Raw genomic sequence first — 16083 nt, 5'->3', positions numbered from 1 at the left:
TCGCTCCCCTTACTTAATTTCGTTCACGTTCGGGTTGCGGTCGTACTCGACGCCGAGGAGACCCGTGTTGCCTGCTTCGCGCAGTTCGTCCATGTGGGCCTGGAATTCGGATTCCGACACCACCTTGACGCGGAACAGCATTTCGGAGTGGTACTCGCCGCAAAGTTCGGCACACTTGCCGTCGTAGGTGCCCTCTTTAGTGGGGGTGAACCTGATGTAGTTGGTCTTGCCCGGGATCATGTCGCGCTTCTGCAGGAAGGCGGGAACCCAGAAGGAGTGGATGACGTCGCGTGCATTGAGCTCGAGGTCAACCGACTTGTTCACCGGCAGGTACAGCGTGGGGAGCTGTTCCTTGTCGATGGTGTTGCCGGTGAGGTTGGTCTGCACGCCTGCTTCGTAGACGTCCTCTTCGATGACGTCGCCGGCCTTGTAGTTGAAGTCCCAGGCCCACTGCTTGCCGCGGACGTCAACAACGACGTCGGCGGGCTCTGAGCGGTTGTCGATCGCCTGCTGGTCGCGGTCGGTGAAGTAGAAGAACACCACAACCATGAACAGCGGGATGGTCAGGTAAAAGACTTCCAGGGGGAGGTTGAAGCTGGTCTGCCGCGGGAACCCAACGGTGCCTTTGCGGCGGCGGTATGCGACCAGGCACCAGACGATCAGGCCCCAGGTAATGATGCCCACAACCAGGGCGGCAATCCATGAGTTGACCCAGAGGTCCATGATGCGGTCGGTGTTGCTGGTGGTGCCACGTTCCGTGGGCAGCCACCCTTTCTCTACCTCTGGCGAACATCCGGTCAAAACCAACGCGCCGGCAATTGCCAAGCTTGAGATCGTTGTGATCGTTTTGCGTCGGCTGCCGGTTCGGTTCTGCGAACTCACAGACGGCCCTTCCTACTTGTTGCTGCTGTCCGGGAAGACTCGGCCGCCCCGGGCACACTAAAAGTTTTACTACTCGGTGTAGAGCTTACCGCTCCGCCGGGTGTTTCGCCCACATGTCGGCGCCGTGCCCCCGTACCGATATTTTCGGCAGGTGGCCCGGCGCCGGCATCGGGCGAAATAACCGGCTTAGTGGAACGAATCCCCACAGGCACAGGAGCCGCCGGCGTTGGGGTTGTCGATGGTGAACCCCTGCTTGGAGATGGTGTCCTCGAAGTCGATGGACGCACCACTGAGGTAGGGAACGCTCATCTTGTCCACAACAACTTCGACGCCGTCGTAGTCCCGGACTGCGTCCCCGTCCAGGAGCCGCTCATCGAAGTACAGCTGGTAGATCAGCCCGGAGCAGCCGCCGGGCTGCACAGCAACCCGGAGGCGCAGGTCCGTACGGCCTTCCTGCTCGAGAAGGCTGCGTACCTTGCCTGCGGCGACGTCGGTCAGTTTGACCTCGTGGACGGGCAGTTCATCGCTGGCCGTGCTGGTGGTTCCGGTGCTGTTCTCATTTGTTGCGGTGCTCATTGGCCTACCTTCTTAGGACGGTCTGGCGGCGCCGCGCTGGCGGTGCCTGCCCCTACGGTTTCGGTATGGGCTATAGCTACATGCTACGCGGGGCGGACGTGTAGCTCTAACTCCTGACGTAACCATGGTTGGGCCCCTCTTGTTCCCGGGGAAAGCCCCTGATCCGGCCCCGGAGAGGTACCGGCAGCCGCCCCGCGGGAAGACCCTACAGCCCGTGTTCGTTGATCCGGGCGAGGAGCAGCGCCTCCGCCAGGATGGCTTTGCGGAAGTCGCCAAGGTGCAGCGACTCATTGGCGCTGTGAGCCCGGGAGTCCGGATCCTCAACCCCGGTCACGAGGATCTGCACGTCCGGGTACAGCTCCGTCAGGTCGGCGATGAAGGGAATGGAACCGCCTATGCCGGTTTCCACCGCGGGTACGCCCCAGGCCTCTCCCAGTGCCCACATCGCCAGCGAGGCCGCCGGCGAGGAGGTGTCGGTCAGGAACGGGTTTCCGCTCTCCCCCGGCGTGAAGGTGACCCGCGCTCCGAACGGAGCATTCGACTCCACATGCCTGCGCACGGCCTCCATCGCCTCCTCCGGATTCTGCCCCGGCGCCAGTCTTAGGCTGAACTTCGCCCGCGCGCGCGGCAACAGGGTGTTCGAGGCAGCGTCCACGGAAGGTGCGTCGAACCCGATGATGGAGAGGGCAGGCTTGGTCCAGAGCCGTGAGGCGATGCTCCCTGACCCGGCAAGCCGTACGCCGTCGAGCACTGATGCGTCAGCCCGGTAATCCTCCTCCGGAAGTTCCACGGCCGCCGTGTCCCTTGCCACCAGTCCCCCGATGGCGACATTTCCTTCGTCATCGTGCAACGTGGCAATGAGGCGGGACAGCAGGGTGGGTGCATCCAGCACGGGCCCGCCGTACATGCCCGAGTGCACGGCGTGCTCGAGGACCTGGACTTCGATGGTCCCGTCCACCAGGCCCCGCAGGCTGGTGGTCAAGGCCGGAATGCCGACTTTCCAGTTGCTCGAATCGGCGACCACGATGACATCGGCACGGAGCAGCTCACGGTTTTCCTCCAGGAATCTCCGGAAAGTGGGTGATCCTGCTTCTTCCTCGCCCTCAAAGAAGAACGTCACGCCGAGACCGAGCGAGCTGCCAAGTACCTCCGAAACTGCCGCATAGGCGGCGATGTGGGCCATGATCCCGGCTTTGTCGTCCGCTGCGCCCCGCCCGTACAGGCGCCCGTCCTTCTCGACGGCGGTGAATGGTTCGGTCTCCCACAGCCCGGTATCCCCCGTGGGCTGGACGTCGTGGTGCGCGTAAAGGAGGATCGTCGGCTTGCCGTCCCTGGCAGGCCTGCGGGCGACGACGGCGGGACCTCCCGGGGTGCCGTCCGGCTTGTCGCAGGCAAGGATCTGCACATTGTCCAGGCCGGCGCCGCGCAGCAGTTCCGCTACTGCTTCGGCACTGCGCTCCAGGGGCCCGCGGTCAAAGCTTGGCCATGCAATGCCGGGGATGGCGACCAGCGCTTTAAGCCTTTCAAGGGTAGTGCCGAAGGACCTGTCGATGGCGGCACGGAGATCCTCCGTCGAGCTGTTTCCGGCAAAGCCCTGGGGTAGGTGGGCACTGGGATTCTGCGGCATAGCCGCGGGCGATGAAGTCATGCCAAAAACATTACCCGCGTCACATCCTCCGTTGTGGGGGCGCGGTGGGCCTTACAGCAAATCCTGGGCCTGCCGCAAGGTATTCTGTTCAGGTGTTCGGACGTAAAAAGGAAGCGCCCTCGGCGCAGCAAACAGTAGACCAACAAGCTGCAGAGGCGGCGGCGCGGGCCAACGGATTGAGTGGCAAGGGGGCCCCGACCCCCACCCGCAAGGCACAGGAAGCTGCCCGCAAGCGCCCGCTGGTCCCTGAGGACCGCAAGGCATCGAAGGCTGCCGAGCGCCAGGCCATCCAGGACCAGCGCCTCAAGATGCGCCAGGCGCTGGACACCGGCGACGAGAAATTCCTGCCGCTGCGTGACAAGGGCCCGCAGAAACGCTTTGCCCGTGACTACGTCGACGCGCGCTTCAGCCTCGGTGAATACCTCATGTTCGGTGCCCTGGTTTTCGTCCTGGTGTCGTTGGTGGTCCCGGCATCCAGCGACATGATGATTTACGTCCTGGGCGGGTTCTGGGTAATGTTCCTGGCCGTCTTTGTGGACGTGTTCATCCTGTCCCGCCAGCTCCGCAAGCGGCTGACGGCCAAGTTCGGCGAGGTGGAGCGCGGCACCGTCTGGTACGGCTCCATGCGGTCCCTGCAGTTCCGCAAACTCCGTCTTCCCAAGCCCCAGGTCAAGCGCGGGCAGTATCCCGCCTGACCGGTAACGGTCTTCATGACGCGAAACCCCGGCGGTCGATCCGCCGGGGTTTCGCGTTTAAAGGATGAGGGCGCGCAGGGCGCCGCGGTCCATGGGTCAGGACCGGCGCTTCCTCGCCAGTTCGCGGTTGATGCGTGCGGCCCAGAACGGCCCCTCATAGAGGAAAGCCGTGTAGCCCTGGACCAGCGTTGCCCCGGCTTCGAGCCTGTCCTGGACATCCTCCGCTGTTTCCACGCCGCCCACCGCCACCAGGGTGAGGGCGTCGCCCGTGACATCCTTCAGCCTGCGCAACACCTCGAGGGAACGCTTCTTCAGCGGGGCGCCGGAGAGCCCGCCCGCACCGCACTTCTCCACCTGGTCCGCCGGCGAGGCCAAACCGTCCCGGGCGATGGTGGTGTTGGTGGCGATGATGCCGTCCAGCTTGAGATCCAGCGCAAGGCGGGCGACGTCGTCGATATCCTCGTCGCTGAGGTCAGGTGCGATCTTCACGAGCAGGGGGACGTGGCGTCCGGCAGCCCGGTCAGCTTCTTCACCCACGGCGACCAGCAAGGGACGGAGCGACTGCACATCCTGGAGCAGGCGCAGCCCGGGTGTATTGGGCGAGCTCACGTTGACCACCAAGTAATCGGCGGCGGGTGCAAGGCTGCGGGCACTCACAAGATAGTCATCCACGGCGTCCGCCAGTTCCACCGCCTTGGTCTTGCCGATGTTGACACCGATGACGGGGCGCACGTCCGGGTGCCGGCGCTGCAGCGCAGCGCGGGCGGCCCTGAGCCGCGGTGCCACGGCCGTTGCGCCGTCATTGTTGAAGCCCATCCGGTTGATGACGGCGCGGTCCTGGACCAGGCGGAAGAGCCGCGGCTTCTCGTTGCCGGGCTGGGCCTGGCCGGTGATGGTCCCTACCTCAACGTGGCCGAACCCGAGCTCGGTCAGCGCCTCGATGCCGTGCCCTTCCTTGTCGAACCCGGCAGCAAGCCCGAACGGTGACGGAAAAGTCACGCCGAAAGCCGTGGTCTGCAGGGACGGTGCGGGGGCAGTGAGCTTTTCCAGGACCTTTCCCGCGCCGGAGCGGTGCGCCAGCCTGATGGCCTTGAACCCGATTTTGTGGGCGCGCTCGGCGTCCATCCATGAAAAGGCAAGCCTGAAGAATGTGGGGTAAACGCGCATGACTCTAGTTTTCCGCCTTGGAGGGCCCAGACCAAAATGGGCAGGTCAAACCGGCAGCGGATTAGCATAATCCCATGGAGTGGCAGCAGGACATCCTGGGCGAGGACTTTGAGTCACACGCCTTTCAGGCCATGGGACCGGACAGTGTGGAGCGCACGGCCACACTGGTCCGCTTCCGCCCTGCCGTGGCAGCGTTGACCTCCTCCCCCGGACGCCGCAGGGTGGTCCTTTTCCTGCATGGCTGGAGTGATTATTTCTTCAACGTGGACCTCGCCCGCTTCTGGTCATCGGCCGGGTACCACTTCTACGCACTGGACATGCACAACCACGGACGGAGCCTGCGGCCGGAGTCGCCGGGCGGCTATGTGTCGGACCTCGGGGATTATGACGCCGAAATCGACATGGCGTGCCGGCTGATCGCCCAGGACGGGGCAGACCTGTCCCTTACCCTTATGGGGCATTCGACGGGTGGGCTGGTGGCCGTGCTCTGGGCAAGCCGGCATCCCGGCCGGGTGGCACGGCTGGTCCTCAACAGCCCCTGGCTGGAGATGCACGGCAGTTCACTGGTGCGGCGTGCCACGGCGGGCATGGTGGGACCTGTGGCCCGGTTCCGGCCCGAAGCCGTGCTCCGGCTGCCGGAGCGGGGCTTTTACTGGCGGACCATCAGCAGTTCGGCCGACGGAGAGTGGACGCTGGATGACCGCTACCGTCCCCCCATGGCTTTTCCCGTGCGGGCGGGCTGGCTCAGTGCCGTCCTGGCCGGGCATTCACGGGTGGCGCGGGGACTCAACATCGAGGTCCCCATCCTCGTCCTGCTCTCCAGCGGCAGCGCCAACGGACTCTTCTGGTCTGAGGAGATGCGGCGGACGGATGCCGTCCTTGACGTCAACATCATTGCTGCCCGTGCCCTGACCCTGGGCCGGACCGTCACAGTGGAGCGGATCGACGGCGCCCTGCACGACGTGTTCCTCTCCCCCGCCGCCGTGCGCGCCGACGCGTACGCCAGGCTTGCGCGCTGGCTCCGGGCCTATGGAGACGGGGAGCCGGACCCATCCCTCAGCGGAGGCAGCGGATGACCGGCGCACGGGTGGGCAGGGATACGGACGCGGCCCTCTGGACTGCCGACATCCTGGGGCCGCGTTTCGAGCAGCGTGTCCTTCCCCTCGCCCCGGACGATGAGGGCGACGTCTGTGCAACGCTTGTCCGCTGCGTCGCCAGGGAGCCGGCGGCATTGCCGACGACGGCGGAGCAGCCTGCGGTTAACGCGGTATTGTACGTCCACGGCTGGGCGGACTACTTCTTCCAGGAGGAGCTGGCAAAATACCTGACCGATGCCGGGTTCCCCTTCTACGCCGTGGACCTGCGCAAATTCGGCCGCAGCCTCCGGCCCTGGCAGACGCCGGGTTTCACTGATGACCTGGCGGTCTATGACGAGGACCTCGCCGCTGCCCTCGGGGCGATCAGGGAAGACCTCAAGGAACGCCTGGGCCCGGGGGTTGCACCCACTGTCCACGTCCTGGCGCATTCACTCGGCGGGCTGATTACCGCACTGTGGGCTGACCGCAACCCGACGGCGCTGGGCACCCTGATCCTGAACGCGCCGTGGCTGGAACTGCAGGGCAGCAGTATCGTTCGCACCATTGCGATGCACCTGGTGGACCCGCTGTCCAGGGCCGACCCCCGGCGTCCCCTATGGCTCCCGGAGATGCCCGGCTACTGGCAGAGCGTCAGCAGCGAGGCCCACGGCGAGCGGCACCTCGACCCCCTGTGGCGGCCCAGGGCATCATTCCCCATCAGGGCCGGCTGGGCCAAGGCGGTGCTTGCCGGCCATGCCGCGGTGGAGCGCCGGCTGGACATCAGGGCCCCGGCGCTGGTCCTGCTCTCGCACCGTACCCGCATCCAGATCGAGTGGTCGGCGGAGATGATGGAGGCCGACGCTGTAATCGACGTCGAGGAAACAGCCCACCGCGCGCTGCGCCTGGGACGGCGGGTGGCGGTCTTCCGCTATCCGGGCGCCATCCACGACGTCTTCCTTTCCCGCCGCGGCGTACGGGAGGAGGCCTGCCGGGACCTGGCGGCGTGGCTCAGGGCCTACTCCGCCTGAATGCCGCCCCCTGCTTGGCCCGCGGGTCTTTGGGTACGCTGCCTGCGCGGCCTCGAACCTAAGAACCCGCAGGTGCGGCCGCGTCCACGGCCCCGCCGTAGCGGCGGTCCCGCTGGGCGTACTCCTCCACTGCCGCCCAGAGCGTGCGCCGGTCGACGTCGGGCCACAGGGTGTCCATAAAAACGAACTCGGCGTAGGCGGACTGCCACAGGAGGAAGTTGGAGAGCCGCTGCTCCCCCGAGCTGCGGAGGAACAGGTCCACGTCCGGCAGGTCCGGCTCGTCAAGGTACTTCTGGATGGTCCGTTCCGTGATGGCACCGGGTTTGAGCCTGCCGGCGGCCACCTCGGCCGCGATGGCGGAGACGGCATCCGTGATCTCCGCCCGGCCGCCGTAATTAACACACATGGTCAACGTGCAGGTGCTGTTGCCCGCCGTGAACTCCTCCGCCTCCTCAAGCTCGCGGATGACCGAACCCCACAGGCGGGGCCGCCGGCCCGACCACCGGACCCGGACGCCCCACTCGTCGAGCTGGTTCCGCTGCCGGCGCAGCACATCCTTGTTAAATCCCATCAGGAAGCGGACTTCCTCCGGGGACCGGCGCCAGTTCTCGGTGGAGAAGGCATACACGCTGACGTACTCGATGCCCAGCTCGATGGCACCTGCCATCACGTCCAGCAGTGCAGGCTCCCCTGCCTTGTGCCCTTCAATCCTGGGCAGGCCCCGCTGGTTGGCCCAGCGGCCGTTGCCATCCATCACGATCGCCACATGGCGGGGAATGAACTCAGCCGGGATGGAGGGCGCAACGGCCCCCGAAGGGTGCGGGTACGGTGCGACCACCGGGTGGGTGCGCTTCCTTGAGGCGGTGTTCTTTTTGCCGAGGGCCACTGTCAGCTACGCTCCACATGTTTAAGGGACTTCAGCACCCGTTCGAGGTGCCATTGCAGGTATGCGGCCACCAGGCCCGCGGCCTCTTTCCGGTGCACGGGAAGGGAGCCGTCCGCCGTAGTCCAGTTACCGGTCAGCAGCGCCGCGAGCAGCACCACAGTCTCCGGCGCCGGGGCCGGGGAACCAGGCGGCCTGCATCCGCTGCAGACCATTCCTCCCAGGGGAGCCGAAAATGCCGTGTGGGGGCCCGGCAGGCCGCACCGGGCGCAGTTCGTGAAGCTGGGTGCCCAGCCGCCGGTGGCCAGTGCCCGCAAAAGATAGGAGTCGAGGATCAGTCCGGCGGCATGTTCATCCCTGCTGAGGGACGCCAGCGCACCCACCAGAAGGTTGTACTGTGCTGTCCCGGCCTCGCCGTCCACGTCGGTCAGCTTCTCGGCTGTCTCGGTCATGGCCGCCGCCACCGTGTAACGGCCGTAGTCTGCGGCAATGTTGCCGCCGTAGGCGCCCTTGGCCACGGCCTGGGTCACGATGTCCAGGGTTTTGCCCGACACGAGCTGGAGGTCCGCCACCATAAACGGCTCAAGCCGCGCGCCGAAGCGGCTGCTGGTGCGGCGGACCCCTTTGGCGACCGCCCGGACCTGGCCATGGTGCTTGGTCAGCAGGGTGATGATCCGGTCCGCCTCACCCAGCTTGTGGGTGCGCAGCACCACGGCGTCGTCCCGGTACGCGCGGGAGGCGAAAGAGTGTTGGGCCACGCCTTCTATCTTCCCATTCTTTGCCGGCACAGCCGTGCCGCATGCTGCCGTGCCGCCGGAAGCGTCCGGCGGCACGGCAGTGCGGTGCTTAGGCCTGGGCGTCCCGGATGGCGCGGTTCACGGCGGAGATGACTGCCTTCAGGGAGGACATGCTGGTGTTGGCGTCGATGCCGACGCCCCAGAGCACCCGCTCCCCCACGGCGCATTCGACGTAGGCGGCGGCCATGGCGCTGCCGCCCTCGGACAGGGCGTGCTCGCTGTAGTCGAGCACACGGACGTCCACGCCGTCTTCCCGCAGGATGCCCAGCAGCGCTGCGATGGGACCGTTGCCCGTGCCGGTACGGCTGACCTGCACACCGTCAATGGTGAGGGAGGCGTGCAGCGTCATGCCGCCGTCGTCGTCCGTTTCCGTCTTGACGGCACCCAGGGCGTAGCGGCCCCACTGGCCGTCAGTCCTGCCGGAGGGCAGGTACTCGTCCTGGAAGACCTGCCACAGCTGGGCGCCGCTGACTTCGCCGCCCACCGTGTCCGTACGCTTCTGGATAACGCCGGAGAATTCGATCTGGGCACGGCGCGGCAGGTCCAGGCTGTGCTCATTCTTGAGCAGGTAGGCGACGCCGCCCTTGCCGGACTGGGAATTGACCCTGATGACGGCCTCGTAGCTGCGTCCCAGGTCCTTGGGGTCGACGGGCAGGTACGGGACCTGCCAGGTGAAGTCGGCAACATCCTTGCCCGCGGCAGCGGCGTCGCGCTCGAGGGCCTCGAAGCCCTTCTTGATGGCGTCCTGGTGGGAGCCGGAGAACGCCGTGAACACGAGGTCGCCGCCGTAGGGTGAACGCTCCGGGACGGGCAGCTGGTTGCAGTACTCCACGGTCCGGCGGACGTCGTCGATATTCGAGAAGTCGATCATGGGGTCGATGCCCTGGACGAACATGTTCAGGCCCAGGGTGACCAGGTCCACGTTGCCGGTCCGCTCGCCGTTGCCGAACAGGCAGCCTTCGATCCGGTCCGCCCCGGCCATGTAGCCCAGCTCGGCGGCGGCGACGCCGGTACCACGGTCGTTGTGGGGGTGTAGGGAGAGGATGATGCCTTCGCGCGGGTGCAGGTGGCGGCTCATCCACTCGATGGAATCGGCATAGACGTTGGGCGTTGCCATTTCCACCGTGGCGGGCAGGTTGATGATGACCTGGCGGTCCGCGGACGCTTCGAAGACATCGGCGACGGCGTTGCAGACCCGGACCGCGTACTCCAGCTCGGTCCCGGTGAAGGACTCCGGGGAGTACTCGTAGGTCACGTGCGTGTCCGCGAGGGTTTCCTCGTACTTCTTGCACAGCCGGGCGCCCTGGAGCGCAATGTCCAGGATTCCGTCCTCATCCTGGTTGAAGACCACGCGGCGCTGCAGCACGGAGGTGGAGTTGTAGAGGTGGACGATGGCCTGCCTGGCACCCACCAGCGACTCGTACGTGCGCTCGATCAGGTGCTCACGTGCCTGGGTCAGGACCTGGATGGTGACGTCCTCAGGAATGTGGTTGCCCTCGATCAGCTGGCGGACGAAGTCGAAGTCCGTCTGCGAAGCGGAGGGGAAGCCGACCTCGATCTCCTTGTAGCCCATCCGGACCAGCAGGTCGAACATCTTCATCTTGCGGGCCGGGCTCATCGGGTCGATCAGTGCCTGGTTGCCGTCGCGCAGGTCCACCGCGCACCAGCGGGGGGCCTTGGTAATAACCTTGTCCGGCCAGGTGCGGTCCGGCAGTTCAACCTTGATCTGGTCCTGGAACGGCGTGTAGCGGTGGGCGGGCATTCCTGAGGGCTTCTGTGCGTTTCGCATTACTATCGGGGCCTTTTCTGTGGTTCAACGTTGAAAGGGTGGCCGGGCAACACAAACTCCGCAGCGAGGGTGGGCCTTGCGCTAGATCGCGTCTGAGGCCTCGCCGCGGCAGCTAAGAAGAAGGAGCTCTGCACGCACCTTTTGAGGGTAACACGGGTGCGTAAGATGAAAGGGCACTACCGTCAGTAAAGTCCACCATGCAGACGCTGCGCGCTGTTCTTCCTGCCGCCGCTCTCCATCAGAAGGAGTTTCAGTGCCCATTTCGGGGATCGACCTGTCCACCATTGATCACACGGTCCGGCCGCAGGATGACCTTTACCAGCACGTCAACGGCGCATGGCTGAAGGCCACGGAAATTCCCGATGACCGGCCGCTCGCGGGCACCTTCACCGCCCTCCGGGACGGTTCCGAGATCGCAGTCCGCGACATTATTGAAGAAGCCGCGGCCAAGGGCGGTGCCGCCAGCGGGATTGAACGGAAAATCGGGGACCTTTACAGCAGCTTCATGGACGAGGCCACTGTTGAAGCGAAGGGCCTTGAACCGATCCGCCGGCGGCTTGAAGAGGTGTTCGCCACCACTTCCGTGGCGGACCTCGTGTCGCTGGCGGGCCGCCTGTTCCGGGCCGATGTCAGTGGGCTCTTCTACATCTACCCAGCACCGGATGCTGGCAACCCGGACCGGATTCTGCTGTATACCGGGCAGGGCGGCCTCGGATTGCCCGACGAGTCCTACTACCGGGAAGACAAGTTCGCGCCGATGGTCACCGCGTACGCCGCGCACGTGGAGACGATGCTCGGCCTGGCGGGCGTTGCCGATGCGGCGTCAGCCGCCGGGCGTGTGGTTGCCCTGGAGAGCAGGCTCGCGTCCCACCACTGGGACAACGTCACCCTTCGGGATCCTCAAAAGACGTACAACCTGAAAACGGCGGAGGAGGCATCAGCGCTGTTCCCGCTGCTGGCCACCTGGTTTGAAGCCGCCGGCATCGATGCCGGCAAGCGGCAGGAGATCGTGATGAGCACTCCTCCGTTCTTCGACGGCGCCGCTGCCCTCCTCGAGTCCGAGCCGCTGGCCCACTGGCAGGAATGGCTGGCGATGCGGGTGGTGGGTGCAGCCGCACCGTACCTTTCATCCGCTTTCGTGGACGCCAACTTCGCCTTCTACGGGACCACCCTCAGCGGCACCCCCCGGAACAAGGACCGCTGGAAGCGCGGGGTGGCCGTCGTCGAAGCGGCTTTGGGAGAAGCTGTGGGGCAGATCTACGTGGCCCGGCACTTCCCCGAGACCCACAAAGCCAGGATGCAGGCGCTCGTCGCCAACCTGACAGAGGCGTACCGCCAGAGCATCACGGCCGTCGGCTGGATGGGCGACGCCACGAAGGCCGAGGCGCTCCGGAAGCTGGAGGGCTTCCGGGCGAAGATCGGCTACCCGGACCAGTGGATTGACTACTCCGCGGTCGAGATCGACCCCACCGACCTCCTGGGCAACGTTGAGCGGGCGCACAACGCCGACGTCGACCGGCACCTCGACGAGGTGGGCAAGCCGGTGGACCGCAACAAGTGGCTGATGACCCCGCAGACGGTCAACGCCTACTACCATCCCATGATGAACGAGATCGTGTTCCCGGCAGCGATCCTGCAGCCCCCGTTCTTCACGGCCGACGCCGATGATGCCGTTAACTACGGCGGCATCGGCGCGGTCATCGGGCATGAAATCGGCCACGGATTTGATGACCAGGGGTCCCAGTTCGACGGCGGCGGGGCGCTGCGGAACTGGTGGACTGAAGAGGACCGGCAGGCGTTCGAAAAGCTCACCGCAAAACTGGTTGCCCAGTACGATGCACTTTCGCCCTACGCAGCCCCCGGACACACCGTCAACGGGCGCCTCACCCTGGGTGAGAACATTGGTGACCTGGCGGGCCTCGCGATTGCCTACAAGGCATACCTCATCAGTTTGGACGGGAAGGAACCGGACGTCCTGGACGGCCTGACCGGGGAGCAGCGCTTCTTCGCCTCCTGGGCGGCGGGCTGGCGCCAGGTCATCCGCCCCGAGGAAGCCATCCGCCGGCTGGCAACGGACCCGCACTCCCCCAACGAGTTCCGCACCAACGCCATCGCGAAAAACCTGGATGCTTTCCACGACGCCTTTGAGGTCTCGGAACAGGACGGCATGTGGATGCCACCGGAGGAGCGCGTCAGTATCTGGTAGCCGAACGCCAAAAGGCCGGCACGTCGAACTGCTCCCGGGAGCCGGGCTGAAACCCGGGTCCGACTCCTGGGGCGCAGTTTCACCTCCCGCTCCGCCGGAAACGGAGCTGTAACGGCTGAGCCGCGGGAATGAGCGCGCTTGGAGATCCGCGCGGACAGCCTTCTGCAGCGACGCGTGATCCGCCGGATAGCGGTGAAGGTGGCCGAGTGGGATAATTTGGTCATCCTTCGAAAAGGGGGCCATCATGGCCGGCCTTGGTGCTCTTCGCCCAGGCCGCCGCTCCCGGGCATCCACACCCCGGCTCCTGGCGGCTCTACTTGCGCTGGCGCTCGGCGTGCTGTTCGCCCCACCCGCACGAGCAGTCGACTACGGACACGACTTTTCGTGGCCACAGTGCCCAGGCGGTCTTCCGATGCCGCCGGAAGACACGGAGTTCGTGATCGTTGGGCTAACGCGTGGACTCGCGTTCACCGAGAACCCCTGCCTGGACGGGCAGTTCCAGTGGGTGCTCGACCAAGGCGTCCGGGCTCAGGCCTACGCAATGGCTACGTTCCCCACGGCCGCGCAGTACGACACCTACGGCGACGACGGCCCTTGGCCTGTAGACACCAGGCCGGACCGGCTGCGCAACGTCGGGTACGCCGAGGGTCGCGCGGCTCTTGCATCTCTCAACGAGGTGGGATGGCGGCCGGAGAGAATATGGGTCGACGTCGAGCCCCGCCCGCAACAGCCCTGGCCCAGCTCGACAGCAACACAACGGCAGGAGAACCGGTACGTCATCTCCGGGCTCCTGGCCGCACTGTCGCATGCCGGGTACCCACACGGGATCTACTCCTATGTGAGCGCTTGGGAGGCTATCACCGGATCGTGGCAGCTTCCTGACGTGCCCGTCTGGTCACCGGCAGGACATCTCGATTTCGCCAGTGAAGCGTCCGACCTCTGCGTGAACAACAGCTTCTCCGGCGGCACCGTCCACATCTCACAATGGACCGACGGCACCTACGACTATGACATGACGTGCATCGGGGTCTATCAGGCCCACGTCGCGACGATCGGCTGGCAGCCGAGCGTCCTGGACGGTGCCTCCGCAGGAACTACCGGACGGTCACTGCCAATGGAGGCGTTGCGGCTGTCGGTGGCAGGAGACCGCCTCTCGGGCGACATTCTGTGGAGGGGGCATGTCCAGAACATCGGCTGGCAGCCGTGGACAACGTCGGCGGCCCCGATTGGAACCACGGGGCTCGGTCTGCGCCTTGAAGCGTTCGAGCTGCGGTTGACGGGGGATCTGGCCTCGCAGTACAGCATCAGGTATCGCGCCCACGTACAGAACATCGGCTGGCAGCCGTACGGGGTCGACGGAGCTACGGCTGGCACCGTCGGACAGGGGCGGCAGGTGGAGGCCGTTTCGATCGAGCTGGTTCCGAAGCTCGCACCGGCATTCACTGCCGTGTATGCCGCCCACGTTCAGAACCTCGGCTGGACGGCGGACGTTTCGGATGGGACCGTCGCCGGGACTACGGGCAGGTCCCTTCGGGTTGAGGCGTTGCACCTCACCGTGTCCAGCACCGCTTATTCCGGGGACATCGAGTGGCGGGGGCATGTGCAGTCGATCGGCTGGCAGCCGTGGACATCCTCGGCCACTCCGATTGGCACGGTTGGGCAGGGGCTACGCCTGGAAGCGTTTGAACTCAGGTTGACCGGTGAGATGGCGAACCATTACAGGATCCACTACCGCGCCCATGTGCAGGATGTGGGCTGGCAGTCATGGGCCGCTGACGGCAGAACGGCGGGCACATCAGGCCTGGGCAAGCGGATCGAGGCCGTCCAGATCCTCCTGGCGCCCAGGACCGGTGGCTAACCCTGGACGATCAGTGCCGGGTTGGCCTGCTGGCAGGACGCATCCTTCGCCGTCTGGTTGACGATATCGTCCGGGAGCGCGGCTGGAGCCCCGTAGGTGATCCCGGTGGTGAAGTCGGTGCCCAGGTAGACCTGGACACCCGCGATGTTGGGGGCGGGCACCATCTGCGCGGCAGGGATCCCCAGCGCGGCGGCGACATCCGCAGCCACGTCCGCGAAGTCCGTGCCGTAGTACACCACCGACTGCTCCACCGCTGTAGCCTCGAACTGGCCGGCCTGGGTGAAGCCGCCCGAGATCAGGGCCTGCACGATTTCCTGTGCGCGGCCGGGAACCCCGGTGCCGTTGGCCACGGTGACGGGCTGTACGGCCTTGTCGTAAGGCGGCAGCGGAGGAGCCGTCTCGGTGGGGGCTGCCGTGGGGGGTGCGGAGGTTTCCGAAGGGGACGGGGAAGGCGCCGTCGGATCAGTCAGATCGACGTCCTGCCGGAGGGCGGCGAACAGCTGGGAACCGGCGGGCTCGGCGATCTGCAGCCTGTTGGGATCGGCCAGCGCCGGCGTGGTGGGCACGGCCACGAAGGCGACCTTGCTGATGTCGATGTCCTTGAGCCGGTTGCCGATGGTGAGCAGGCTGGGCACAGAGGCCAGCCCTTCATCCACGGTCAGGTTCTGGGTGACGACGTCGGCGATCTTAAGCATCCTGCCGGGATCGGACAACGTCCCGTCGTCCTTGATCTTGCGGGTTAGGGAGGACAGGAAGCCCTGCTGGGCCTTGATCCGGCCCAAATCGCCGCCGTCGGCAAAGGCGTGGCGCGTCCGCAGGAACGCGAGGGCCATTTCCCCCTGGACCGCTGACGTGCCCGCGGGCAGCCGAAGGCGCGAATCGGGATCGTAGACGGCGTCGCTGATGCAGACTTCGACGCCGCCGACGGCGTTGGACAGTTCCTTCACGGCGGTAAAGTCGGCCATCATAAAGTGGTCCACCTCCAGGCCGGTGAGCTGGTTGACGGTGTCCACTGCGCAGCCTATGCCGGCTTCGGCCATGGCCTCGTTGATCATCACGCCGCTGCGTGCGGGATAAACCTGGTTGGTTTCCTCATCCTTGCATTCGGGAATGTCCACCAGCAGGTCCCGGGGGAAACTGATCACGCTGACGCGCTTGTTGTCCTCGGAGATGTCCATCATCATCATGACGTCCGACTTGCCGTAGCCACGGGAATCGTCCGCGGTGCCGTACTCGGCGTTTTCACCGTCGCGCGTGTCCGAACCGAGAATCAGGATCTGCATCCGTCCGGTCGCGTCGCTCACCTGTTCGTTGTTGCCGCCGCCGGCGTTCAGCGGGGCCTTGGAGATGTTGTTCTGGAGCCGAAGGAACCAGAAACCGGCGAATGCAATGCCGCCAATCATGGCAACGGAAACGACGGCGGTAACAACCTTCAGCCACACCGGCATGCCGCGCAGGTGCCCCAGGTGGCGGGCGGC

13 protein-coding genes are annotated in these 16083 nt (G+C 65.8%); 5 read left to right on the top strand and 8 right to left on the bottom strand.

Annotation, left to right across the window (positions count from 1 at the left end; all coding sequences use genetic code 11):
* Nucleotides 1–9: 9 nt before the first annotated feature.
* From coxB to NFU08_RS00340, 3 genes are all read right to left on the bottom strand, one after another.
* Nucleotides 10–882 (bottom strand): cytochrome c oxidase subunit II, encoded by an 873-nt coding sequence (gene coxB / locus NFU08_RS00350; protein ID WP_066275922.1) that lies wholly within the window; start codon nt 880–882, stop codon nt 10–12.
* 186 nt (nt 883–1068) lie between these two features.
* Nucleotides 1069–1458 carry an iron-sulfur cluster assembly accessory protein gene (locus tag NFU08_RS00345; RefSeq protein WP_066275924.1) on the bottom strand — a complete coding sequence of 130 codons (390 nt, stop codon included), beginning with the start codon at nt 1456–1458 and terminating at the stop codon, nt 1069–1071.
* A gap of 205 nt (nt 1459–1663) precedes the next feature.
* Nucleotides 1664–3106 carry a dipeptidase gene (locus NFU08_RS00340; protein ID WP_251420098.1) on the bottom strand — a complete coding sequence of 481 codons (1443 nt, stop codon included), beginning with the start codon at nt 3104–3106 and terminating at the stop codon, nt 1664–1666.
* 92 nt (nt 3107–3198) lie between these two features.
* Here NFU08_RS00340 and NFU08_RS00335 point away from each other — a divergent pair, with 92 nt between their 5' ends.
* A complete protein-coding gene (locus NFU08_RS00335; protein WP_066275932.1) occupies nt 3199–3801 on the top strand; it encodes a DUF3043 domain-containing protein in 603 nt (200 codons plus the stop codon).
* Between the two features lie 96 nt (nt 3802–3897).
* Here the strand turns inward: NFU08_RS00335 and NFU08_RS00330 are convergent, their stop codons facing one another.
* The gene (locus tag NFU08_RS00330; protein ID WP_251420097.1) at nt 3898–4968 is read right to left on the bottom strand and encodes a quinone-dependent dihydroorotate dehydrogenase; all 1071 of its coding nucleotides are present in this window, start codon (nt 4966–4968) and stop codon (nt 3898–3900) included.
* A 74-nt stretch (nt 4969–5042) separates the two neighbouring features.
* Between NFU08_RS00330 and NFU08_RS00325 the strand changes: the two genes are divergently transcribed.
* Nucleotides 5043–6044, top strand: coding sequence for an alpha/beta hydrolase (locus NFU08_RS00325; RefSeq protein WP_174174391.1), 1002 nt, complete (start codon nt 5043–5045; stop codon nt 6042–6044).
* A complete protein-coding gene (locus NFU08_RS00320; protein WP_251420096.1) occupies nt 6041–7072 on the top strand; it encodes an alpha/beta hydrolase in 1032 nt (343 codons plus the stop codon). Before NFU08_RS00325 ends, NFU08_RS00320 begins: the two co-directional genes overlap by 4 nt.
* A gap of 58 nt (nt 7073–7130) precedes the next feature.
* Here NFU08_RS00320 and NFU08_RS00315 read toward each other — a convergent pair whose 3' ends face one another.
* The 3 genes from NFU08_RS00315 to leuA all read right to left on the bottom strand — a co-directional run bounded on the left by NFU08_RS00315 (nt 7131) and on the right by leuA (nt 10541).
* On the bottom strand, nt 7131–7958 hold the full coding sequence (locus NFU08_RS00315) for an isoprenyl transferase (protein WP_174174387.1): 828 nt from the start codon (nt 7956–7958) through the stop codon (nt 7131–7133).
* A 2-nt stretch (nt 7959–7960) separates the two neighbouring features.
* Nucleotides 7961–8713 (bottom strand): DNA repair protein RecO, encoded by a 753-nt coding sequence (gene recO / locus NFU08_RS00310; RefSeq protein ID WP_251420095.1) that lies wholly within the window; start codon nt 8711–8713, stop codon nt 7961–7963.
* A gap of 88 nt (nt 8714–8801) precedes the next feature.
* Nucleotides 8802–10541, bottom strand: coding sequence for a 2-isopropylmalate synthase (gene leuA, locus NFU08_RS00305; protein WP_174174383.1), 1740 nt, complete (start codon nt 10539–10541; stop codon nt 8802–8804).
* A 253-nt stretch (nt 10542–10794) separates the two neighbouring features.
* On the opposite strand from leuA, the gene NFU08_RS00300 reads away from it, so the two are divergent.
* Nucleotides 10795–12747, top strand: coding sequence for a M13 family metallopeptidase (locus NFU08_RS00300; protein WP_251420094.1), 1953 nt, complete (start codon nt 10795–10797; stop codon nt 12745–12747).
* A gap of 412 nt (nt 12748–13159) precedes the next feature.
* Nucleotides 13160–14605 carry a hypothetical protein gene (locus NFU08_RS00295; protein ID WP_251420093.1) on the top strand — a complete coding sequence of 482 codons (1446 nt, stop codon included), beginning with the start codon at nt 13160–13162 and terminating at the stop codon, nt 14603–14605.
* Here NFU08_RS00295 and NFU08_RS00290 read toward each other — a convergent pair.
* The gene (locus NFU08_RS00290) at nt 14602–16053 is read right to left on the bottom strand and encodes an LCP family protein (protein WP_377087899.1); all 1452 of its coding nucleotides are present in this window, start codon (nt 16051–16053) and stop codon (nt 14602–14604) included. The two genes, NFU08_RS00295 and NFU08_RS00290, sit on opposite strands and share 4 nt — an antisense overlap.
* Nucleotides 16054–16083: the final 30 nt, after the last annotated feature.

The organism is Pseudarthrobacter sp. NCCP-2145 (assembly GCF_023708005.1).
Taxonomy (GTDB): domain Bacteria; phylum Actinomycetota; class Actinomycetes; order Actinomycetales; family Micrococcaceae; genus Arthrobacter; species Arthrobacter oxydans.
This window is presented reverse-complemented; position numbering and strand designations above follow the sequence as displayed.